The sequence below is a fragment of the Mesorhizobium sp. 113-3-9 genome (assembly GCF_016756515.1).
Lineage (GTDB): Bacteria > Pseudomonadota > Alphaproteobacteria > Rhizobiales > Rhizobiaceae > Mesorhizobium.
In genome coordinates this window covers 2,986,253-3,008,032 of the sequence record NZ_AP023246.1, presented here as the reverse complement: position 1 = coordinate 3,008,032, position 21,780 = coordinate 2,986,253, and the positions used below count along the sequence as shown (strand labels likewise).

General features: G+C 62.7%; 18 protein-coding genes. 11 read left to right on the top strand and 7 right to left on the bottom strand.

The genetic code is table 11. The annotated features are described in order from the left end of the window. The first annotated feature begins 130 nt into the window (after window positions 1–130). From MesoLj_RS14585 to MesoLj_RS14560, 6 genes are all read left to right on the top strand, one after another. Entirely contained in the window at window positions 131–799 is a 669-nt protein-coding gene (locus tag MesoLj_RS14585) for a helix-turn-helix domain-containing protein (RefSeq protein ID WP_202326447.1), read from the top strand. A gap of 127 nt (window positions 800–926) precedes the next feature. Next, window positions 927–2,474 carry an ABC transporter substrate-binding protein gene (locus tag MesoLj_RS14580; protein WP_202326446.1) on the top strand — a complete coding sequence of 516 codons (1,548 nt, stop codon included), beginning with the start codon at window positions 927–929 and terminating at the stop codon, window positions 2,472–2,474. Window positions 2,475–2,491: 17 nt separating this feature from the next. After that, the gene (locus MesoLj_RS14575) at window positions 2,492–3,508 is read left to right on the top strand and encodes an ABC transporter permease (protein WP_202326445.1); all 1,017 of its coding nucleotides are present in this window, start codon (window positions 2,492–2,494) and stop codon (window positions 3,506–3,508) included. Beyond that, window positions 3,508–4,392 (top strand): D,D-dipeptide ABC transporter permease, encoded by an 885-nt coding sequence (ddpC, locus tag MesoLj_RS14570; RefSeq protein ID WP_202326444.1) that lies wholly within the window; start codon window positions 3,508–3,510, stop codon window positions 4,390–4,392. The genes MesoLj_RS14575 and ddpC overlap by 1 nt, the downstream gene beginning before the upstream one ends. Beyond that, entirely contained in the window at window positions 4,389–5,384 is a 996-nt protein-coding gene (locus MesoLj_RS14565) for an ABC transporter ATP-binding protein (RefSeq protein WP_202326443.1), read from the top strand. The genes ddpC and MesoLj_RS14565 overlap by 4 nt, the downstream gene beginning before the upstream one ends. Continuing rightward, window positions 5,381–6,391 (top strand): ABC transporter ATP-binding protein, encoded by a 1,011-nt coding sequence (locus MesoLj_RS14560; RefSeq protein ID WP_202326442.1) that lies wholly within the window; start codon window positions 5,381–5,383, stop codon window positions 6,389–6,391. The genes MesoLj_RS14565 and MesoLj_RS14560 overlap by 4 nt, the downstream gene beginning before the upstream one ends. Here MesoLj_RS14560 and MesoLj_RS14555 read toward each other — a convergent pair. Continuing rightward, window positions 6,388–7,857 (bottom strand): M81 family metallopeptidase, encoded by a 1,470-nt coding sequence (locus MesoLj_RS14555; protein WP_202326441.1) that lies wholly within the window; start codon window positions 7,855–7,857, stop codon window positions 6,388–6,390. The two genes, MesoLj_RS14560 and MesoLj_RS14555, sit on opposite strands and share 4 nt — an antisense overlap. 151 nt (window positions 7,858–8,008) lie before the next feature. Between MesoLj_RS14555 and MesoLj_RS14550 the strand changes: the two genes are divergently transcribed. Then, window positions 8,009–9,268 carry an amino acid deaminase gene (locus MesoLj_RS14550; RefSeq protein ID WP_202326440.1) on the top strand — a complete coding sequence of 420 codons (1,260 nt, stop codon included), beginning with the start codon at window positions 8,009–8,011 and terminating at the stop codon, window positions 9,266–9,268. A 238-nt stretch (window positions 9,269–9,506) separates the two neighbouring features. On the opposite strand, the gene MesoLj_RS14545 is transcribed toward MesoLj_RS14550, so the two are convergent. The 5 genes from MesoLj_RS14545 to MesoLj_RS14525 all read right to left on the bottom strand — a co-directional run bounded on the left by MesoLj_RS14545 (window position 9,507) and on the right by MesoLj_RS14525 (window position 15,921). Next, the gene (locus MesoLj_RS14545) at window positions 9,507–10,304 is read right to left on the bottom strand and encodes a M55 family metallopeptidase (protein ID WP_065005242.1); all 798 of its coding nucleotides are present in this window, start codon (window positions 10,302–10,304) and stop codon (window positions 9,507–9,509) included. Window positions 10,305–10,415: 111 nt separating this feature from the next. Continuing rightward, window positions 10,416–12,086: a serine hydrolase domain-containing protein gene (locus tag MesoLj_RS14540; RefSeq protein ID WP_202326439.1), complete on the bottom strand. Its 1,671-nt coding sequence runs from the start codon at window positions 12,084–12,086 to the stop codon at window positions 10,416–10,418. Window positions 12,087–12,104: 18 nt separating this feature from the next. After that, window positions 12,105–12,977, bottom strand: a complete 873-nt coding sequence (locus tag MesoLj_RS14535; protein ID WP_140774324.1) for an ABC transporter permease — start codon at window positions 12,975–12,977, stop codon at window positions 12,105–12,107. After that, window positions 12,974–13,981 carry an ABC transporter permease gene (locus tag MesoLj_RS14530; protein WP_244735417.1) on the bottom strand — a complete coding sequence of 336 codons (1,008 nt, stop codon included), beginning with the start codon at window positions 13,979–13,981 and terminating at the stop codon, window positions 12,974–12,976. The genes MesoLj_RS14535 and MesoLj_RS14530 overlap by 4 nt, the downstream gene beginning before the upstream one ends. A 101-nt stretch (window positions 13,982–14,082) precedes the next feature. After that, entirely contained in the window at window positions 14,083–15,921 is a 1,839-nt protein-coding gene (locus MesoLj_RS14525) for an ABC transporter substrate-binding protein (RefSeq protein WP_244735414.1), read from the bottom strand. Between the two features lie 207 nt (window positions 15,922–16,128). Between MesoLj_RS14525 and MesoLj_RS14520 the strand changes: the two genes are divergently transcribed. The 3 genes from MesoLj_RS14520 to MesoLj_RS14510 all read left to right on the top strand — a co-directional run bounded on the left by MesoLj_RS14520 (window position 16,129) and on the right by MesoLj_RS14510 (window position 19,212). Next, on the top strand, window positions 16,129–17,094 hold the full coding sequence (locus MesoLj_RS14520) for a LysR substrate-binding domain-containing protein (RefSeq protein ID WP_244735412.1): 966 nt from the start codon (window positions 16,129–16,131) through the stop codon (window positions 17,092–17,094). A gap of 241 nt (window positions 17,095–17,335) precedes the next feature. Then, window positions 17,336–18,262, top strand: a complete 927-nt coding sequence (locus MesoLj_RS14515; RefSeq protein WP_140774325.1) for an ABC transporter ATP-binding protein — start codon at window positions 17,336–17,338, stop codon at window positions 18,260–18,262. Further along, window positions 18,259–19,212, top strand: a complete 954-nt coding sequence (locus MesoLj_RS14510; RefSeq protein ID WP_202326438.1) for an ABC transporter ATP-binding protein — start codon at window positions 18,259–18,261, stop codon at window positions 19,210–19,212. Before MesoLj_RS14515 ends, MesoLj_RS14510 begins: the two co-directional genes overlap by 4 nt. A gap of 265 nt (window positions 19,213–19,477) precedes the next feature. On the opposite strand, the gene MesoLj_RS14505 is transcribed toward MesoLj_RS14510, so the two are convergent. After that, a complete protein-coding gene (locus MesoLj_RS14505; protein WP_202326437.1) occupies window positions 19,478–21,082 on the bottom strand; it encodes an FAD-dependent oxidoreductase in 1,605 nt (534 codons plus the stop codon). Between the two features lie 150 nt (window positions 21,083–21,232). On the opposite strand from MesoLj_RS14505, the gene MesoLj_RS14500 reads away from it, so the two are divergent. Continuing rightward, window positions 21,233–21,769, top strand: coding sequence for a cupin domain-containing protein (locus tag MesoLj_RS14500; RefSeq protein ID WP_140774328.1), 537 nt, complete (start codon window positions 21,233–21,235; stop codon window positions 21,767–21,769). The last annotated feature ends 11 nt before the right edge of the window (window positions 21,770–21,780 follow it).

Genomic DNA, 21,780 nt, shown 5'->3' with positions numbered 1-21,780 from the left:
AAGCGCCGGCAGCCAAGCAGAATATTTCCGATCGGTCAAACATCTTTCCTATGATAAAGGCCGCGTCGCTTGCGAGTCGACTTTGTTCGGTCTCAACCCTAGACTGCGGCCAATGTAAAAAGGGTCCGCCATGAGCGATTCGAAGCCAAGTCTGGGAGAATGCCTCAAACTGCTGCGCCGGGAACGGGGCTGGACGCTGACGCAGGTCGCCCAGATGTCGGGGCTCGCCATCTCCACCCTGTCGAAGGTCGAGAACAACCAGATGTCGCTCACCTATGACAAGCTGCTGCAGCTTGCCCAGGGGCTCAAGGTCGACATAACCGAGCTCTTCGGCGTGAGAAAGGCCAGCGTCTCTCCCATCGCGCACGGCGCGCGTGCCGTCAGCCGGCTTGAGGACGGGCGGATCGTCGAGACCCCCAACTACGTCTATCGCTTTCTGTGCACGGAGCTGTCGCGCAAGGAAATGATCCCCATGCTGGGGGCAATCACCCAGCAAAGCATCGAAACGTTTGGCGAGCTCATCCGTCATCCCGGCCAGGAATTCACCTATGTTCTCGAGGGCGAAGTCGAGCTGCACACCGACGTGTACGAAACGCTGAGGCTGAAGACAGGAGAGTCGGTCTACTTCGAGAGCACAATGGGGCACGCCTATGTCAGCGTCGGCGACACGCCGGCCCGGATCCTGTGCGTGTGCACGTCGGCATCCGGCCAGTCGGAGCAGACCCTCATCAGCGGCGCCAAGGGCGTGCGCCCTCATGACGAGCGCGAGACTGTCGACGCGGAAATGACACTTGGCTAATTAGAAAAATCGCTTTCCTATCAGAAAAATCGGCTTGCCATCCGAAATGCGGGTGTTAGCGTGTGCGAAAGGCATCCCTCGGTGATCCCGTGAGAGATGCAAAACACAAGCTCGAGGGGAGCGCATCATGTTGTTACGTCGCCTGCCGACTTTTGCGGCATTTGCCGCTTTGACAGCCTTGACCTTTGCAGGACCGAGTTGGGCCACCGAAAAGGATGTCCTGGTTATCGACAAGTCCGAGGATCCGCCCACGGCTGACCCCGGCGTCGAGGTCTCCAACAACGGCTATACGCTGATCTTTCCGGCCTACGAGCGCCTGGTGAAATACGACGGCGCCAAGACCGAGGTCATTCCGGAGCTTGCCGAGAGCTGGACCACCGCGCCCGACAACCTCAGCTGGACATTCAAGCTGGCGTCGGGACACATGTTCGACGATGGTTCGCCGGTCGATGCCGCCGCGGTCAAATATTCGTTCGACCGCGTAAAGAAGCTGGCGGCTGGCCCGGGCGACATGTTCCCGACCGTCAAGGACGTCGTCATTGTCGACCCGCAGACCGTGAAGTTCGAACTGTCGGCGCCATTCGCACCGTTCCTGTCGGCGCTCGCCACGTCGGCCGGGTCGATCATCAATCCGAAGGCGCAAGAGCACGCGGTCAACGGCGACGACGCGAAAGCCTGGCTCGCCGAGCACACCGCCGGCAGCGGCGCTTTCAAGATCTCGGCCTGGGAGCGCAACCAGCAGATCACGCTCGATCCCAACCCTCACTATGCCGGCAAGAAGCCGGCTTTCAAGCAGGTCATCTTCAAGATCGTACGCGAGATGTCATCGCGTCGCTTGCAACTGGAGAACGGAGACGCCGACCTGATCGACCAGGTTCCGGTCGACCAGGCCGAGGCCATGAAATCGAGCGCGGGGGTGACCATCGAGAGCAATCCCAGCCTCTATGTCGTCTATCTCTATTTGAACAACAAGAAAGCGCCGTTCGACAATCCGAAGGTCCGTCAGGCCATATCCTATGCAGCCGACTACAAGGGGCTGGTCGATGGCGTCATGCAGGGCCAGGCCGAACAGATGCGCGGGGCTGTCCCGGACGGCATGTGGGGCCATGACCCGCAGGGCATGCAGTACAGCTACGATCTGGAGAAGGCCAAGCAGTTGCTTGCCGAAGCCGGCGTCTCCAATCTGCACATCAGCTTCACCTATTCGCAGGCTGACTCAGCCTGGGAGCCGGTGGGTCTTGCGCTGCAGGCTTCGCTCGCCGAAATCGGCGTCACCATGGATATGAAGAATGTCGCCGACACGACCAAGCGCGAGCTGGTCGCCAAGGGCGACTACGACATCGCGACCGGCGCCTGGACCCCCGATTTCGCCGATCCGTTCATGTTCATGAACATCTGGTTCGACCCGACCAAGATGGGCGCACCCGGCAACCGGGCCTTCTATGAAAACCCGAAAGTGACCGATTTGATCACCCAGGCGCTCGCGACCGTCGACCAGAAGAAGCGTGAGCAGCTCTATATCGACGCGCAGAAAATCACCAACGAGGATGCGCCATACGTCCTTCTGTTCCAGAAGAACGACATCTTCGCCATGCGATCCTCGGTGAAAGGGTACGTTTACAATCCGATGCTGATCCAGGTCTACAACATCGCCGATATGTCCAAGTCCGAATAGAAATCGGCGCCGAAGGTATGTCGCTAATTTCAACGATCCTTCGGCGCCTCGTCTTGCTGGTGTTCGTCGTGGCTGGTGTCGCGATCATCACCTTCACGATTTCGCATTTGATCCCCGGCGATCCGGCGCAGCTGATCGCGGGGGACAAGGCTTCAGCCCAGACATTGGCGCATGTGCGGCAAGAGCTTGGCCTGGACAAACCCGTTACCCAGCAGTTCGTCATCTACGTCAAGCAGCTCCTGTCGGGCGATCTCGGCCAGTCCTTGCGGACACGGCGCCCGGTGGCCGGCGATATTGCCCTGTTCCTGCCCGCCACGCTTGAGCTCGGCATCGCCGCGCTGGTGATGGCGATCATGATTGGCGTGCCGCTCGGCGTGCTTTCGGCGATCTACAAGGACGGACCGGTCGATCAGGCAGCCCGTGTCGTATCGGTCGCCGGCATTTCAATGCCGGTATTCTGGTTCGGGCTGGCGCTCATCCTCCTGTTCTATGTCAAGATACCGATCCTGCCGGGCAGCGGCCGCATCACGCTTGGCATCGCCGCGCCGCCGCGCATCACCGGCTTCTTCCTGGTCGACTCGCTTGTCGCCGGCGACCTGAAAGCCTTCTGGTCGTCGCTCTATCACCTCATCCTGCCGGCCTTTGTCCTGGCCTTCGCCAATCTCGGCATCATCACGCGCCAGATCCGGGCCTCGATGCTGGACGTCCTGCAGGAGGATTATGTGCGCACCGCGCGTGCGAACGGTTTGTCGCGGTCGGCGGTCATCCTGCGGCACGCCTTGCCCAATGCCCTGATCCCGTCGGTGACGCTGCTTGGCCTCGCCTTCGGTGATCTGCTCTACGGCGCGGTGCTGACCGAAACGATCTTCGCGTGGCCAGGCATGGGGAGTTATGTGGTGTCATCGATCCAGACGCTGGATTTTCCCGCGATCATGGGCTTCACCATTGTCGCTTCGCTGGGCTACGTGCTGATCAATCTCGCGGTCGATCTGACCTACATGGTGCTCGACCCACAGATCAGGGAACTCGGCTGATGGCGGCGGATGGCATCGCCACATCGCCCCGGCCGGCATCGCGGCTTCGCATGGGACGGCTATGGTATCGCGTGAAGGGAAGCCCCCTCACCCTGGTCGGCGCCGCGATCGCGCTGCTGGTTCTGTTTGTGATCGTGGCCGCCCCCCTGCTGGCGCCCTACCCGCCCGACAAGATCTCGCTTTCGGCAAGGCTTGCCGCGCCCAGCCTGCAGCACCTCTTCGGCACCGATGAGGTTGGGCGCGATCTGTTTTCGCGGGTGCTCTTCGGCGCGCGCGCGTCCTGCGGCATCGCCTTTGCCATCGTCATCATCTCGACCGTCATCGGCTCGATCATCGGCTGCCTGTCCGGCGTTGTCGGCGGCATCGTCGATACGGCGATCATGCGGCTGATGGATGTCTTCCTGGCGCTGCCTGCACTCATCCTCGCCATGGCGCTGGCTGCCGCGTTGGGACCGAGCCTGTTCAACGCCATGCTGGCCGTCGCCGTGGTGCGGGTGCCCGCCTATGTGCGGCTGGCGCGTGGGCAGACGCTGTCGCTGCGCAACCGCACCTATGTGAAGGCATCGCGCAGCTTCGGGGCTTCGCCTGCCTACATGCTGCGCTGGCACATACTGCCCAACGCCCTGTCACCCATCATCGTTCAGGCAACGCTGGACCTTGGCGGCACCATCCTGACGGCCGCGGCCTTGAGCTTCATCGGCCTCGGCGCCCAGCCACCAACGTCTGAATGGGGCTCCATGGTGTCGAGCGGGCGCAACTATTTCCTCGACCAGTGGTGGTATATCACCTTTCCCGGCCTGGCCATTTTGATCAGCGCGATGGGTTTCAACCTGCTGGGTGACGGATTACGCGACATGTTAGATCCAAGGCTGGGTGGCCGATGATCGAACCCTCCGGCGATGTCCTGCTCGAAATCACCGACCTTTCGCTCGAGTTCCGTACCTATCGCGGGCCGATCAAGGCGCTGAACGGGGTCAGCCTCAATGTCCGTGCCGGCGAGATCGTCGGCATCGTGGGAGAATCCGGATGCGGCAAATCGGTGACCATGATGGCGGCGACGCGGCTTTTGCCCAAGGGAAGCGCGCACATCACCGGCGGCGGCATCCGTCTGTTCGGCAGCGATCCGATGAAGCTCAGCGAGCGCGAACTCCAGCATGTGCGCGGGCGGCAGGTGTCGACCATCTTCCAGGAGCCGATGAATGCCCTCAACCCGACCCGACGGATCGGCGAGCAGATCGTCGAGGTTATCCGCCGTCACCAGCGCCTCGACAACGCGGCAGCGACGAGCAAAGCCTCGGGCCTGCTGCGCGACATGCTGATCAGCGAGCCGGAGCGGATCATGCAGGCCTATCCGTTCGAGCTTTCCGGAGGCATGCGGCAGCGCGTGCTGATTGCCATGGCCTTTTCCTGCGAACCCAAGCTCATCATCGCCGACGAGCCGACGACGGCACTCGATGTGACGGTGCAGGCGCTGATCCTGGGCCTCATCAAGCACAAGGCGATGAGCACCGGAACGGCCGTTGTCTTCATATCGCATGACATGGCCGTGGTGTCGCAGCTTTGCGACCGGCTCTACGTGCTTTATGCGGGACGGGTCGCGGAAGCCGGAACGACCGCGTCTGTGCTGGCGGCGCCAGCCCATCCCTACACGCGCGCCTTGATACGCTGCCTGCCGGGACTGGCCCCACCCAAGCAGCCCCTGGAACAGATCCCCGGTACCTTGCCCGACCTGCTTGACCCGCCCGCCGGCTGCCTCTTTCGGGCGCGCTGCCGCGAGGCGGATGACCGTTGCGTCTCGGTGCCGCCGCTGGCTGCCATGGAGCCCACCCGCCGCGCCGCCTGCTGGCGCCGTATCGAGGAGACGCAAGCCGCGTGACCGAGCCTCCGCTCCTCTCCGTCGAAGACCTGGAAGTCCGCTACCGCGTCACCTCGGGCTGGTTCGGTGGCGCCGACGTCCATGCCGTCAACGGCGTGTCGTTCAGCGTCGCCGAAGGCGAGACCATCGGCATTGTCGGGGAATCCGGCTGCGGAAAAACCACGCTTGGACAGGCGATTCTCGGCCTGACCGACATTTCCGCGGGTGCGATCAAACTCAGGGGAACCGAACGGGACCGCGCACGGCGCACCCAGTTGCAGATCATCTTCCAGGACCCCCAATCGTCGCTCGATCCGCGTCTTCCGGTCTGGCGCCTGATCACCGAACCTCTGCACATTCGCGGCGGCTACACCCGCAAGCAACTGATCGAGCGCGCAACCGAACTGGCCGTCTCGGTCGGCTTGCGGCCGGAGCATGTCGATCGCTATCCGCATGAGTTCTCGGGCGGCCAGCGCCAGCGCATCGCGATTGCCAGGGCGCTCGCCGTCGAACCGGCGCTGCTGGTCCTCGATGAGCCGACCTCGGCGCTGGACGTGTCGGTGCAGGCGCAGATCGTCAATCTGCTGCTGTCGCTGCAGGCGGAGCGCAAACTATCCTATGTGCTCATCTCGCATGACGTGTCGCTGGTGCGCCACGTGGCCGATCGTGTCGCCGTCATGTATCTCGGCCAGATCGTCGAAGAAGGCCCGACGCTCGACGTGCTTGACGCTCCCAGGCATCCCTATACCAGGACGCTCCTCGATGCCGTTCCGAGTTTCGATCGTCCACTGAACTCGATCGCACCGCGCGCCGGCGAATTGCCGAGCAACCGGACGCTGCCGACCGGCTGCTTCTTCCGGGAGCGCTGCCCTTCCGCGACCACCGGCTGCGAACTGCCGCAGGTTCTGGTAGCCGCCGACGGATCGCGAACAGTCCGCTGTCATCTGGTCACGCGCGCAAACGACGCGGCGTTACCGCGCACGGCGCCGCGACCGGTGTTTTCCTCCCCGAATGATGCGATTGCTTAAGCCGCGTCGGCCGCGAATGGGTCTTCCACTTTCGGCCAATAGGGCGTCTTGAGCTTTGTGTAGGGGATCGCGGCGAAGTTGGGCTGCGTCGCACCGGGCGGGGCGCAGAACAGGATGCGCTTGGCGATCGGCGCGAAACCAGCCTGGAAATGGTAGTTGGATTTGACGATGACGATGCGTCGCTCGCTTGGATTGAGACCGAGCGCGGTCATGCAATCGGGATGGAAGACCTGCGTGCGTACCGTGTTGATGATCAGGTCGATGCCGCCGTCGGTGGTGACCCATGCCGCATCCCCGAGCGGCCAGGGCATGGTGCCGAACAGCTGCGTCAGTTCGCGGCCGAGGCCCTTTACTGTAACGCGCAGGTCGACAGGCATACCCGAGAACACGCCACACTTGCCGCCGACCCGCAGGTCTATGGTACCGCCGATCCCGGCCTCGACGCAGAAGCGATAGGCGATCGGGTCCCAGTACATGGCGCTGGCCACGTTCCCGATGCCGCGCTCGATCAGCCGGCGCAGGATGTAGGTGGAGTCCCCCGGTGCGCCGCCGCCGGCATTGTCCGAAACATCGGCGATGACGACCGGCCCATGCGGCTCGGCGAGCGCGATATCGAGCGCCTCGTCGATGCCCAGGAATTTCGGAATCAGGTCGTTGCGCAAGGCGAAAAGCTGCTTGCCGAACCTTTCGGCGGTCCGCTCGGCAAGCGGCTTGTCACTGTCGGTGACGACCAGCATGCGGGCTCCGACATCCTCGACGTCGCCATGCGGAAAGCCATGTCCGAGCGACACCGACAATATGCCAGGCTCGGCTTCGGCGGCAGTCATCCCGTCAACGAAGCCGCGCATCGGCTGCTCCTGCACCCGGAAGGTGCTGATCATGCGGCAGTCGTAAAGCGCCATCACCGGCCTGACCTTGCCCTCCACCGCGTCGACGATAATGCGGTAGAGCTCGCCGGCCCGGTCCATGATGTCGGTGTGAGGATATTCCTTGTAGGCGACGATGGCGGTGGCGTTGTCGACCATCTTCTGGGTTGTGTGGCAGTGCAGATCGAGCTCCGCCCCGATCGGGATGTCGGGTCCGACGACAGCTCTGACATGCGCGAGAAGATCACCCTCGGTATCGTCATAGCCTTCCGCGACGAAAGCGCCATGCAGCGCCAGAAGCACGCAGTCGACCGGCATGGCGGCCTTGAGCTCGTCGAGGATCTCGTCGCGGAACTGTTCGTAGACATTGCGGATGGTTATGCCTCCGGGCTCGGCGCAAACGCACAGGCTTTCCACGATCTCGTGGCCGTCGGCTTCGCCGCGCTGACGCCACACGAACAGCTGACAGGACGGCTCATTCAAAGCCTTGGAGGTGGCGTCGCCCCGCGCGATGCCCATTTCCTCGAAACTATGGTAGCCGGTCGGGATAGGCGCGAACGTGTTGGTCTCGGTGTCCATGCCCGCTATGAAAATGCGCATTCTTTCGCCCTCAACTCGTCTTTCGTTTAAGAAAAAACTTTTCTCATCATCAAACTATTATATAATTTCCGCAAGCACCTGGACCATGTAACAGCTGCGCCAAGCCGCATTCACGCGGCCTCCGGCGGGTGGCAGAAAATCGGAAATTCACATGCATCTTCACCCGCTCGACGATCTGGTGCTTGACGAAACCACCAAGGCCATTCCGCCTGGCGTCGCGGTCCGTCTTCATGATGTCGGTTCGATGGGCTGGAACCTGCTGCGCGGTGATGTTCCGCTGCCCGCAGCGATCATCAGGGAGTCCGCGCTCGACCACAATTCGCGTTGGATGCAGCGTTTCCTCGCGAAGCGCAACGCGGTGATCGCGCCGCATGTCAAGACCACGATGTGCCCTCAGATCATGCAGAGGCAATTGCGCGACGGCGCCTGGGGCGTGACCGTCGCCACGCTGCACCAGATAAAGGTTTGCCGTCGGTTCGGCATCGATCGCATCGTGCTCGCCAACCAGCTTGTCGGACGGCTGGAACTGGACGCTCTGGTCGCCGAGCTGAACGCCTCGCCCGGCCTCGACTTCTACATGCTGATCGACAGCCTCGATGCCGTGCGCCTGGCGAGCGAGGCGGTCGGACGCGCCGGACCGGCCTCGCGGCCGATCCAGGTGCTGGTCGAGCGCGGCTATCCGGGCGGACGCACCGGTTGCCGCGACAACGACACGGCGCTCGAGGTCGCGCGCGCCGCGCATGCGGCGCCGCAACTGCGGCTCTGCGGCGTCGAGGCTTTCGAGGGACTGATCAAGCCGAAGGACGGTGGCCCGGCACAGGCGGTTGCGGATTTCGTCGACGAGATCGGCGCGCTCTACGAAGCATGCGCCGGCGAAAACCTGTTCGAGCGTGCGCCACCGATCGTGACGGCCGGCGGTTCGTCGTTCTACGACATCGTGCTCGATCGCCTCTCCGGCAGCGGCGCACAGGTGATGACGCGCAGTGGCTGCTATGTCAGCCATGACAGCGGCATCTACCAGGCCGAGCAGAAGCGCATCCTCGCCGCGACCGGCGAGAACGAAGGTCTGGTCAATGCGCTGGAAGTATGGACCCATGTCCAGTCCTGCCCCGAACCGGGGCTGGCGATCCTGACCGCCGGCAAGCGGGATTTCGGAACCGACGCCGGACTGCCGGTACCGCTGCTCGTGTCGCGCGATGGTGGTTCGCCCGAAACGCTGGCGGGCTGCGAGATCTTTGCCAGCAACGACCAGCACGCCTATATGCGCGTTCCGGCAACGGTTTCGGTAAAAGTCGGCGATCGCATCGGACTGGGCGTGTCGCATCCCTGCACAACCTTCGACAAATGGCAGATTCTTTTCCTGGTCGATGATGCCTATGAAATCGTCGGCGCGCTGAAGACCTACTTCTGATCGGAAGCCAGCGATGGCACCGCGATCATCGCGCCGCCGAAACGACTTCACTCTACTCTGACGACCTGCCCGAACAGCCCGTCGACGATCGAACGGGCCACGCCGGAAACAAGTCGATCTTACACTGGCGGGCTGGAGCGTTTCGCCGTTTCACGGAAACGGCGAAACGCTCCATCTCTTTGTTTTTGAGGCAATTCCGGACGGAAAACCGCTCACACTTTCCTGGAATTGCTCTAGCTCATACGACAAACCGTATCGCGCGCTGGATATCGAAGAAATTGTCGGCCTCGAAGCGAAGCGTGCGCGCGGCGGGATGTTCGATGCCCGGGTACCAGCTTCCCCTGTAGGCCTCGATAGGCGTGGTGTATTCGACGATGAGCTCGAACCGGTCGGCCAGCTTCGGCAGGCATTTCGACAGATCGCGCGAAAGCGAGGCCTCCACGGTCTCGCGTATGGCCTTGACCGAGCCTTGCGGCGAGAGGGAAGACGTCGCCGGCCCGAAGCCTTCGCTGGTTGCAACGGTTGCGATCTCGGGCACCAGCGCCCTCGCCTCGCCGCACATGCCGGCATCGCCAGACAGAAAGACCGAAGGCACGCCGTAACGGGCGGCGCAGTGCGCGTTCAGCGTATATTCGGATGCCACCTCCCCGTTGATCAGCATCCTGGACACGGTGCCGGTCAACGTGTGTGCCAGCGGATTCGTGTCGGTGCCGGCCTTGTTGTGGTAGCCGGTGTAGAGAGCGGCATCGAAGGTGTCGTCGATGCCGAACATCATCGCATCCGGATGGCCGCTCCAGCCGCGCACGATGCGGACATAGGCTGGAAGCTTGGACAGGATGAGGTTGCGCGCCGTCGAATGGGCGTCCTTTACGACGATTTCGGTGGCACCCGCCGCTTTGGCGCCTTCGCAGGCCGCGACCAGTTCGTCGGTCATGTATTCCCGGAACTCGGCGTAGTCGGGATTGCCCTTGCGCGCCTCGTCCCAATTGGTGATGCCCGCCGTGCCTTCGATGTCGGCGCTGATAAAGACTTTCATGTGCTTGCCTTTCGATTTCAGAGAAGGTCACCGCGCACGCGGCCTCAATGGTGTCCGGGCTCCTGCGGTGGAAGTGGCCCGCGCGGCGATGGCTGCCCGGGCCGAGGCGTCTCAGGCCGCCATTTCAGCCCGCCGTCGCTCCAGGAACATGGGACCGACGCGAATGCCGCGGCGTCCATTGTCGTCGACGGCGTCCAGCTCGAGAATCTCCTCCTCGTAGAGCAGCCCGTGCATGCGGAACCGGCCGGCATCCACCGGCTCGCAGGTGTGGGTGCAGAAATACTCGATCAGGCATTTCAGCTGGCCGTGGCTGTAGGTCAGGTAGGTGATGTTGAAATCCGGCCCGTACTCGCCCAGGTGCGGCGCGATCTCCGGCGGCACCTTCTCGACGGGCAGACTATCGACACGCGACCAGTTCGCCCCTTTCCAGGTCAACTGGTTGGCCTTAGAGAAGGAGAGATTCATATGCGCGTAGTCGGCGCCGCGACCGTAGATGCGTCCGTCGATGACGAAGTCGTTGCCCGAGACCGGGCGGATCTGCAGCGGCACGCCCTCGCCCATCAGATACAGCTTGCCGTCCTTGTTCTTCACCTCGACAACCTCGCCGCCCACCTCATGACGATAGAGGCCGGGCAGGCTTGCGAACTGGTCCTCGGTGATGCGCGGCGGGGTCTGGCTGCGAAGCGGCATGCGCCCCATGCCGCTATCGGCAAGGGCGATGCGCAAGCCATCGCCCGCGAGCCGGGAGGCTATCTGGTTGGCGAAATCAAGCGTGGCGAAGATCAGGACGCCGAAGCCTGCCCTCGGCAGGAGCATCATCTGCGACGCATAGCCATAAACCGCGCCGCCATGGCCGACGGAGGTCCACCCGTCCATGTCGCCGACGCCGAAGCACAGCCCATACCCGTTGAGGTCCTTGTTGTGACCTTCGGGGCGTTTGCCGATCGGGGTCCACATCTTGCGCAGCGATGCCGGGCTGACAATGGAATCGCCATTGGGCGCGAAGCCGCCCCGCAGCAGGCACCGCGTATAGTTGGCCATGTCGGAAGTGGTCGAGAAGATGTTGCCGGCGGGCGATCCGCCCAGATTGAACACCGGCGCGGGGCTATCCCCGTCCAGCGTCCACATGTCGGCCGGCGCCAGCCTTTCACGGATGCCGGGGGCCATGCCTGACGACGTGTCGTTCATACCCAGCGGTTTCAGGATGTTCTCGGTGATGTAGTCGGAGTAGCTCTTTCGCGTCATCCGCTCGATCACCATGCCGACCACGGCAATGCCGGCATTGGAATAATGCATGATGCCGGCGCTGGGGTCCTGCTTCAATGTGGATGTGGCAAGCTCGGCGACAGTGTCGGCCAGCGGCGGCTTGTGTGAATCCAGATAGTGTCCGCTCTTGGGTTCGCGCACGATCCCGGCGGTGTGGCTCATGAGCTTGCCCAGGCTGACATGCGAGCCGTGCGGTCCGCTTTCACGCCCGGCGAACGGATTGACCGGGTGAAAACCGGGCAGATACTCCGAGACATCGACATCAAGGTCGACCAGTCCCTTCTCCACGAGTTGCATGATGGCAACCGATGTGAAGGTCTTCGTGATCGAGCCGATGCGGAAACAGGTGTCATCCTTCATGTCGAAGTGGCGGTCGTGCCGCTGTATATGGCCGTGCGTCATGAGGCCGTTCCTGTCGACCAGGGCATAGGAGATCGACGGGATCGCCTTGTCCTCCACCTCGTGGCGGATAAGGTCTTCAAGAAGCTCGATGGCGTGGGGGGAAAGCGAAGACACGGGGGATACTCCCTGATTTCAGTTTGTATGGCGGGGATCGAGAATGTCGCGAAGTGCGTCGCCGACGAGGTTCCACGCCAGCACGAACAGGAAGATCGCGGCTCCGGGGAAGGCGAGCGTGTACCAGTACTGGAACGGATTGCCGGGCTGGCCGACGATCCAGTTGCGCGCATAGGCGATGAACTGCCCCCAATCGGCGTAGCCTTCCTCCGTGCCCACTCCGAGGAAGCTCAGGGCGGACGCGGTCAGCACCATCGAACCCGTGGCCATGGTAGCCAGAACCAGCACGGGGAAGAAGGCGTTGGGCAGGATGTGGAACACGATCAGCCTGAAGTCGCCGGCGCCGTAGCTTCTCGCCGCATTCACGAAATCCATCTCGCGGATCCGCAGGATTTCACTGCGCACCACGCGCGCATAACCCATCCAACCGAAAGTCGTCAGCGCGACGGTTATCGGCCCGAGCCCCTTGCCGAGCAGGGCGGTCAGCACCATGGCGGCGATGAGGAAGGGAACCGCCATGAAGACGTCGACGATACGCATCAGCACTTCGTCCACGATGCCGCCGTAAAAGGCCGCGAGCGATCCGACGATCGTGCCGATCAGCACGGAGATGGCGACGACGCCGAGGCCGATCTTGAATGCCGTGCGGGTGCCCCAGATCACGGCGTAGTAGATGTCGTACTGGCCTTCGGTCGTTCCGAAGATCGCCTCGGGCGACGGCGGTTGCGGCGTTGCCAGGAAGCCCGCTCTCGGCGTGTCGTATACCGACATCTGGAATTCCTGCGGCGGTGCGAGCACCGGCGCGAAAATCGCGATCAGCACGAATGCCAGCAACAGCAGCACCCCGACCAGCGAGATCGGATTACGCTTCAGATAGCCAAGCGCTCTCATCGCGTCTTTACCCTCGGATCGAGCAGCGGATAGATCATGTCGACGGCCAGGTTCAGCACCACGAGAACCACCGCGAAGTAGAGCCCGAAGCCCAGCACGGCCGGAAAATCCAGGTTGGCGGCCGTCTTGGCCGCGAACTGGCCGAGGCCCGCATAGTCGAAGATGGTTTCGGTGATGACGACGCCACCCATCATGGCGGCAAGTTCCATTCCGGCGATCGTCGTGACCGGAAGCAGCGCGTTGCGCCTGGCATGGTGCAGTTCCACCACGCGCCGGGGCATGCCCTTTGCGCGTGCCGTGCGGACATAGTCCTGGCGCAGCGTTTCCAGCATCGACGTGCGCATGACACGCGTCATGTTGGCAAGATTGACGTAGGTCAGGGTAATGACGGGGGCGGCGAGATGCCTGAGCGAATCCCAGAAAATGGCCAGATTGCCGTTGAGCAGCGCATCGATCGTGTTCGCGCCGGTGTAGCGGGTGAAGCCGGGCGCGGTGACGGCGGCCTGGGCCCACTGGCTGAGGCGCCCGGGCGGGAACCAGTCAAGCGCGGAGTAGAAGATCAGCAGCATCAGCAGTCCGAAGACATAGACCGGGAATGACCAGCCCAGGATGGTGAAGATGCGGATCACATGGTCCGGCCAACGGTTGAGATGGATGCCGGCCCGCGAGCCCAGGTAGATGGCGAGCAGAAAGCCGGGGATGAACGCCAGCAGGACCAGTTCCAGCGTCGCCGGCAGCAGGGAAGCCAGCGCGTGGGCAACAGGCTGGCGCGCGGTCTCGGACCAGCCCAGATTGCCGGTCAGGATGTTGCCGATCCAGCGTCCGTATTGAATGTAGAAGGGATCGTTCAGCCCATACTGCTCGATCATCCTGCGAATGCTGTCCTGGCCGCCCTTGAGGAAGTCCGGGGACGGCGCGTACGCCGCCAGGCGCTGTGTCGGCGACAGCGACATCTGCAGCGCGAAAAGCATCAGCGACAGGGCGAAGAGAACGACGGGCAACATCAGGAGCCGCCGCAAAGCGTAGTTCAGCACATCAGCATCCGCACCATGAGGAATAGCCGTTTCGCCGGGCGACGATGACGCCCGGCGAAACCCGAAGCTCTCTAGTCGGCCTTCTTGGTGACGGGATAGAAATCCCAAGCGCCGTAGAGGATCATGTTGTGCACGTAGCCGTCGATGTTGCTGCGGGTGACGATGTACCCGAAGTCCTCCCAGAGGAACTGCGTGGTGGCATAGTCGTAGGACATTTCCTGCAGCTTGGCATAGATCGGCTCACGCACGGCGGGATCGCTCGAGGCCCAGGCCTGGTCGAGAAGCGGCTTGAACTTCTCCGCCATCAGGTCGCGGTAGCCCTGGCCGAGCATGCCACCGACAAGACCGGTCGGGGACAGATAGTAAGTCGCGGCACCCAGCGGGCCACCCGGGTCGGAATAGTCCGGTCCCCAGCCCATGTAGGTGAGCGGCGAGGCAGGCTTTTCACGATTGTTGAGCTTGTCCGAGATGGAGGCCCAGGGCAGCGACTGGATCTTCATCTTGAACTTCGGGTTGATCCGCTGCAGTCCCTGCTGGAGCGCGGAAAGTGCGGACGTGCCTTGCGGCGTTCCTTCCTGCACATAGGCCGTGAAGGTGAAGCCGGTATCCCACAGCTTGCCGCCAAGGGCCTTCTTGAAGTGCTCCGCGGCCTTCTTCGGATCGTAGCTGTAGATCGGCGAGTCCGCGCGGTAGCCCATGATGCCGCGAACGGTCGGGCCGCGCGCCTGCACGGTCTTGCCGAGCAGTGCCTGCTTTATCAGCGCATCGTAATTCTGGGCATAGTTGAAGCCCTGACGAACATCGATGTCGGAGAAGAAGTCCGGCGGGATGCCGTTGCCGTCCAGCTTGCCGCTGCCGATGGCGGGGTTGTCGGCATCATCCAGCGGCCACGCGAAATAGAGGCCACGGCTGAACACCTTGGGCAAGCCGTCGACGACCTTGACACCGTCCGTCTTGCTGAGCTCGTCCAGGAACTCGACGGGCGTCGTCACGAAGTCGGCATCGCCGGAGAGCAACTGCAGGCGACGCGTGGTCCATTCCGGAACCGTGCGCATGACCACGCGCTCGAGCGAGGCCTTGCCCATGAAGTAATTGTCGAAACGCTTCAGCGTGATGCGGCGATCGGTACGATCCCATTCGTCGAGCATGAACGGACCGGTCCCGTTTTCCTGGGCGAACAGCGGATCGTCGCCGAGCTCGGGACGATAGTACTTCTTCCAGGTATTCCCGTCGCCATCCCAGCCCCCGACGGAGGCGACCCATTCCTTGTCGACGATCGAGGCACCGAACGGCAGCGCCAGGACGCCAAGCGTGGCGGGGAAGGATTTCGGCAGCTTCAGCGTGACATTGTCGCCCTCGACGGTGATCTGCGACGCGAGTTCGTCATATACCTTGCGCAGCGCTTCGGGGCTGGCATCCTTGATGTCCGACACCTTGCCTTCGGCCTCGACCCATTTGGCGACGTCGGTGTACTTGCTCGCCGTCACCACCTCGGTGATGGCGTTGGACATCCACGACTGGCCCATCAGGATGGCGCGCAGCAGCGAGTAACGCACGTCTTCGGCCGTGATCTCGCCATAGCCGGGCTCGATCTTGGCCTTCTGCTCGTCGCTCAGCCCGTCATAGTACTGCCAGGTGATCTTGCCGTCGTCGCCCTTGATGCCGACCTTGTGGGCGTGGACGCCCTTCCGGATCGGGAAGGTGTAGCTGACCGAACCGTCCGCGTTCTGCTTGATCAGGCCGTTTTCGAGGCTCGGCACTTCCGCGGACAATGAGGGCACGAATTCGGAAATCTGGGAGCCGTTGTAATTCAACAGGCGGCTGTAGACGTTGAGCACGCCGTAGGAGCTCGGCGTGTTTGCAATGTAGGCCGGATCAAAGGACTGAACATCGTCAGTCCAAAGAAACACAAACGTTCCGGGATTCTTGGTTTCTGCCACGGCAGGCGACGCAAAAGCGCCTATGCCCATGCAGAACGCTAGTGCCAAGGCACGTTTCATTTTCATGAGTATGTTCCCACAATTGACTCGAGGTCTTTTTATCGTTGCGTGTGAAAGCTAGGAGGAGGCTTGCGCCACTGTCCAATGCGTAGATAGGATCAGTTATGCGAATAATGCATGAGGTCGACCGTGGAGCTGGCGTGGTTTGAAGACTTCCTCGAGATCGCCGCGACGCGGAATTTCTCGACCGCTGCGGCGTCCCGGAATATCTCGCAGCCGGCCTTCAGCCGTCGCATCAAGGCGCTTGAGGCCTGGGTCGGCGCCGAACTCATCGACCGCAGTACATATCCGGTGCACCTCACCAGCGCGGGCAACATCTTCGTTCCGCGCTGCCAGGAAATGCTTCGCGACATGTACCGCCTGCGGACCGACTGCCGCAACGCCGCCGGCGCCAGCTCACGGCTTCTCACTTTCGCCGCGCTTCATACGCTGGCTATCTATTTTTTTCCCAGGTGGATCAGCCAGCCCGAACTGCCAAATGCGCCGGTCCGCAGCAGCATGCACACTGGCGACTTCCTGGAATGCGTCGAGCACCTGTCGTCCGGCAAATGCGATTTCGCCATCACTTACGATCACCCCGACGGACCGCCGGTCCTTGAGGGCGGACCGTTCGAATCGCTTCAAATCGGCAGGGATCGCCTCGTTCTGGTGTCTGGTGTCGACCAGACGGGAGCGCCGCTCTTCGATGTCGATGTGCCGGAGGGCACCAGGATTCCCTACCTCGCCTATTCCTGGAGCGACGGCTATCTCGGCAAGCTGATCTCGCTCATCCAGTCGCGCTGGCGGCGTCCTCTCAATCTCAGCATCGTCTACCAGTCCTCGCTTGCCGAAGGCCTGAAGCAGATGGCGATCGCCGGGCAAGGCGTGGTCTGGCTGCCGCAGATCTGCGTTCAGAAATCGATCGCCCAGGGCGAGCTCATCCAGATTGGCGGGCAACAGCTGTCCCTGGAGATCGAGATCAGGATTTTCCGCCGTGTGGGCGCGCGCAGCCGGGACGGCGAAGCGCTGTGGAAATATCTCTCGCGAACCGCCGAGCAAACGCGCGGACGCAACCTGGTTGATCCGACACTGACCATGCGCTGAGCGGACCGAAGGCCCATTCGCGCGTTTAATGCGAAATCCGACAGGGCGATGCAGAGATTGCATAACTCTGGTGGAGCGACCGGGAAGCCTGACAATCGCAGGGAAGATACCGTCCGGCGAGGCATTCCGGGGCATTCCAAGGCACGGCTTCCAGGCGACATGGTGATGGGCCCCTATTGACAGCCCACATGCTCACTGCGTTCGATACCCGGTGTCGCGACCATTGCGCCTGGAGTGCCTTTTGACCCTCAAGTCCATCGCCACCGCGAGCCTTCCCGACGACGTGATCCTGTCGGTCGAAAACCTTGAAGTCTGCTTCGGGTCGACGGCGACAAAAGCGGTGCGGGCTGTTCAGGGCGTATCGTTCCAGATCAGGCGCGGCGAGACGGTGGCATTGGTGGGCGAGTCGGGTTCGGGCAAATCGGTCACCGCAATGACCGTAATGCGCCTGACGGAATATGACGGCGCCAGGATCACGGGCGGCCGCATCCTGATGAGGCTCAAGGACGGCGGCGTGGCCGACCTGGCAAAGCTTTCCGAAAAGCGCATGGAGGGGCTGCGTGGCTTTGAGTTCTCGATTGTGTTCCAGGACCCGATGTCGAGCCTCAATCCGGTGTTCACCGTCGGCGACCAGATTGCGGAGGTGGTCACGAGACACCAGGGCAAGTCGCCGCGCGAGGCGCGCGACATCGCCCTGAATGTGCTCAAGCTCGTTCGCGTGCCCGACGCCGCCCTCAGGCTAGACCAATACCCGCACCAGTTGTCCGGCGGCATGCGCCAGCGCGTCATGATCGCCATTGCCTTGGCCTGCCGCCCTTCCTTGATGATCCTCGATGAGCCGACCACCGCGCTCGACGTCACCATCCAGGCGCAGATTCTGGATCTTGTCCGCGCACTGCAGCGCGATATCGGCATGTCCGTTCTTTTCATCACCCATGACATGGGTGTGGTCGCGGAAATCGCCGATCGCGTCTGTGTCATGCTGAAGGGCGAGATCGTGGAATCAGGCTCGGTGCACCAGATCCTCGTGGATCCCCGACACCGCTACACACGCGCGCTGATCTCGGCGGTGCCGAGGCTGGGCAGCATGGCCGACAAGGATGGGCCCGAGAAATTCCCGCTGGTCATATACAATGCCGAAGTCTCGCAGCCGGAGGTTTCGGCATGAGCGTCGCACCGCCCGCAACGGACAGAAAGCCCTTGGTCGAAGTCCGCGAGCTCGTTACGCGTTTCGACCTGAGAGGCGGTCTCTTCGGCGGCATCGCCGGCCGGGTTCATGCGGTGGAGGGCGTTTCCTTCGATATTTTCCCGGGTGAGACCCTGGCGTTGGTGGGGGAATCGGGCTGCGGCAAGTCGACCGTGGCGCGCAGCATCATGCAACTGGACAAGCCCTTGTCCGGCGCCATTCGCTATGACGGCAAGGAGATGATCGGCGCAGGACGGGCAACCCTCGCGGGCTTCCGTCGCGAGGTGCAGATGGTCTTCCAGGATCCGTTCTCCTCGCTCAATCCGCGGATGACGGTCGGGCAGGCCCTGACCGACCCGATGCGCGTCCACCGCATCGCGCGCGGCAGTGAGCTGCGGAAACGGGCGGCGGACCTGCTGGCAAAAGTGCATCTGCCGCCGGAGTATCTCGAACGCTACCCTCATGCCTTCTCGGGCGGTCAACGGCAGCGCATCTGCATCGCCAGAGCTCTGGCCCTCGATCCCCGCCTCCTCATCGCGGATGAAGCGGTCGCCTCGCTCGACGTCACGATCCAGGCCCAGGTCATCAACCTGTTGATGGACCTGCAGCGCGACATGGGCATCGCCATTCTGTTCATCAGCCATGACATGGCCGTGGTCGAGCGCATCGCGCATCGCGTTGCCGTCATGTATCTGGGCGAGATCGTGGAGATCGGCGACCGCCGATCGGTCTTCGGCAATCCCCAACACCCTTACACGCGCAAGTTGCTTTCGGCGGTTCCCGTCGCGGATCCGGCGCGACGAACGGTTGGACGCGAACCGATGTCGGATGAGATTCCCAGCGCGGTACGCGGCGTTGATTTTGTTCCGGTCCGCCTACCGATGAATGCCGTTTCGCCTACCCATTTCGTGCGCGAGACATCACCGGCCTGATCGGACCATCACGGCCCACATCAGTCACGCGCTACGGCACCGATGCTGCCATCACCACCGACGGCACTATCGCCGGCGGTGCCGCCAAGTCGCCTCCCACTCGACGGGGCTTGCTTCCGAAGCAACTGGTCAACCGAACGATCAGCAAGAAACGCAGGAAGCGGGGGCACCTGGCGCACAGTGCAGAGAGGAAAGCGTGCGGCGAAACCTGATCCTGTTGTTTTTAAAGGACGACGGTCGGAGATCCGTCTTGTTCGCTACGCGATCACCTGTTCTGATGCAGGATCGTCTCGGCGGCGATGAAGCCCCAGGTCAGGTTGGGGCCGAGCGTGGTGCCGGCCCCCACGGCGCGCGTGCCGATCGGGTTCGCCATCGCAAGCCCCGCCGCGTAGAGGCCGGGGATGATCGAGCCGTCCGGTCTCACCACCTGCGCCCGCTCGTTGGTGCGGGCGCCACCCTTGGTGCCGAGAATAGAGCGATTGATCGTCATGCCGACATAGGGAGGCTTGTCTATCGGCTTCAGACGGTTCTCCGGACCATGCGCCTTGTATGCCTCCCAACCGTTTTCGCCGCGTTGGAAATCCGCATCGTGCCCCTTGGCGCAGAAGCCATTCCAGCGGGCAATGGTCTCCTCGAGCGCTGCCGGCGGCAGCCCGAGCTTTGCTGCAAGGCCGGCAATCGTATCCGCCTTCTTTACCCAGTCCCGCTCATAGGACGCGTACCACCGGAACGGCAACGACGTCCGCGGGAAACGATGGTCGCCCACGAGGTAGCATGGCAGATGGATGGGCGCGCCGTCGGGTCCGCGCGCATCGATCGCCTCGCCGATGTTGAAGGCGTTTTCACTGACAAAGCGCTTTGCGTGACGGTCGACCACGATCGAATGTGGCTCGGCCTGGAAGGTCATCGGCAGACCGTGAGGCTGTCCCTGGTAGCGTGTCGGCAGGCAGGGATAGACGTTCGCCTGGTCCATGCGGTCCAGTTGCGCACCGACGGACGCCGCAAGCTTCTGGCCGTCGCCCTCGTTGCCGCGCGGACTGCCGATCCGGTCGAATGCACCGGGGAAATGGTGCTTGCGCATCTCGTTGTCCCATTCGAACCCACCGGTGGCGATCACGACGCCTCGGCGCGCGACAATCTTCTTTCGTTGGCCCTCGTTTTCCACCTCAGCGCCGGTGACACGTGAGTCCAGATCCTGCAGCAGGGTGACGGCGCGCATTCCCAGCCTGAAGGTGACGCCGGCATCAAGGCAGCCCCTGATCAGCCCGGTCATCAGTGCCGTGCCTTGCCCCCCGGAATTGGTCAGCCATCGCCAAAGAAGCTTCGGCCAGAGTTTGAATCCCGCGCGGATCGGGTGATGATAGAGATCCAGGTCGACGATCTCCTGGTAGGTGAAACTGTGCGGCAAGGTGGATCGGCGCAGGCTGGATGCGAACCTGCCCAGGATACGGCGGCTGACCGGTCTGGGCGAGAGCATGCGGCCGTAGAGCTTGCCACCCGGCGCCTCGGCAAAAGGGTCGGGTTCGTTGATCAGGCGGAAGTCGAGCGGCGTGTTGCCGGAGAGGAAGCGCAGCATATCCGGCGCCGCCTGGGCGAAGGCAGTCCAGAGCGCGTCTTCCTTGCGCTCCCACCCTTCGGGCGCGACGGCGCGCAGATAGGCGAGCGCGTCCTCGCGGCTGTCGGCGATGCCGGCTTCGGCCGCGACATGATTGGCCGGTATCCATACACCGGCTCCGGACATGGCCGATGTACCGCCCAGCCATTCGGTCTTCTCGATGACCAGCACTTTGAGACCGCCCTTGGCGGCCCTCAGGGCCGCTGAGCAGGCCGCCGAGCCCGAACCGATGACCAGAACGTCGAATTCGTCCATTGGCGTTCCCCTGCTTTTCATAGCCGCGTCACTATAGGAACAGGAAATTAGATCTGTCTACTCTTGTGTCGACACTTTTTGCATTGTAGCTTCCCTGTGGTTGCCAGCGTCCCCGGCATGATCCCGCAGCTCTTTCGACAGGCAGAAACCATGGACGATACCCGCCTCCCAACCGCTCCGTCCGGCATCCATGTTTCCGGATCCGAATCCCGCGAAAGCTACTGGCAGCCGGTACCGGCAAACGGCCATATCGACGTGGCGTTGGCACCGCATATCGTCGGCATGGAGCACCCCTTCGCACTTGGCACGCAATCGGTCGCGCCCGGCGGCTATGTGCGCGAGCACACGCATGACCGAAACGAGGAGACGGTCTATGTCATCGAAGGCCATGGCCGTGCCGTCATCGACGGCAAGGAATATCCGCTGACCCCGGACAGCGTGGTGTTCCTGCCGAAAAATGTCAGGCACATGTTCATCAACGACGGCGAGACGCGGCTGCGCTGGATCTGGCTGATCGTTCCCAATGGTCTGGAGGACTTCTTCCGCCTGATCGGCAAACCGCGCAAGCCAGGCGAGCGCGTGCCGTCCAACTTTCCGCGTCCGGAAAACGTGCTGGAGATCGAGCGCAAGACGGTGTTCGGGGCTGACCTCGCCGACAAGTTCGATCCCACGAAACAGACCTCCTGAAGCAGGCCAGG

Bases quoted from the DNA above. Each gene is read 5' to 3' on its own strand.
- MesoLj_RS14585 (WP_202326447.1), top strand. From the start codon at position 131: ATGAGCGATTCGAAGCCAAGTCTGGGAGAATGCCTCAAACTGCTGCGC.
- MesoLj_RS14580 (WP_202326446.1), top strand. From the start codon at position 927: ATGTTGTTACGTCGCCTGCCGACTTTTGCGGCATTTGCCGCTTTGACA.
- MesoLj_RS14575 (WP_202326445.1), top strand. From the start codon at position 2,492: ATGTCGCTAATTTCAACGATCCTTCGGCGCCTCGTCTTGCTGGTGTTC.
- ddpC (WP_202326444.1), top strand. From the start codon at position 3,508: ATGGCGGCGGATGGCATCGCCACATCGCCCCGGCCGGCATCGCGGCTT.
- MesoLj_RS14565 (WP_202326443.1), top strand. From the start codon at position 4,389: ATGATCGAACCCTCCGGCGATGTCCTGCTCGAAATCACCGACCTTTCG.
- MesoLj_RS14555 (WP_202326441.1), bottom strand. From the start codon at position 7,857: ATGCGCATTTTCATAGCGGGCATGGACACCGAGACCAACACGTTCGCG.
- MesoLj_RS14550 (WP_202326440.1), top strand. From the start codon at position 8,009: ATGCATCTTCACCCGCTCGACGATCTGGTGCTTGACGAAACCACCAAG.
- MesoLj_RS14545 (WP_065005242.1), bottom strand. From the start codon at position 10,304: ATGAAAGTCTTTATCAGCGCCGACATCGAAGGCACGGCGGGCATCACC.
- MesoLj_RS14535 (WP_140774324.1), bottom strand. From the start codon at position 12,977: ATGAGAGCGCTTGGCTATCTGAAGCGTAATCCGATCTCGCTGGTCGGG.
- MesoLj_RS14530 (WP_244735417.1), bottom strand. From the start codon at position 13,981: ATGTTGCCCGTCGTTCTCTTCGCCCTGTCGCTGATGCTTTTCGCGCTG.
- MesoLj_RS14520 (WP_244735412.1), top strand. From the start codon at position 16,129: ATGAGGTCGACCGTGGAGCTGGCGTGGTTTGAAGACTTCCTCGAGATC.
- MesoLj_RS14510 (WP_202326438.1), top strand. From the start codon at position 18,259: ATGAGCGTCGCACCGCCCGCAACGGACAGAAAGCCCTTGGTCGAAGTC.
- MesoLj_RS14505 (WP_202326437.1), bottom strand. From the start codon at position 21,082: ATGGACGAATTCGACGTTCTGGTCATCGGTTCGGGCTCGGCGGCCTGC.
- MesoLj_RS14500 (WP_140774328.1), top strand. From the start codon at position 21,233: ATGGACGATACCCGCCTCCCAACCGCTCCGTCCGGCATCCATGTTTCC.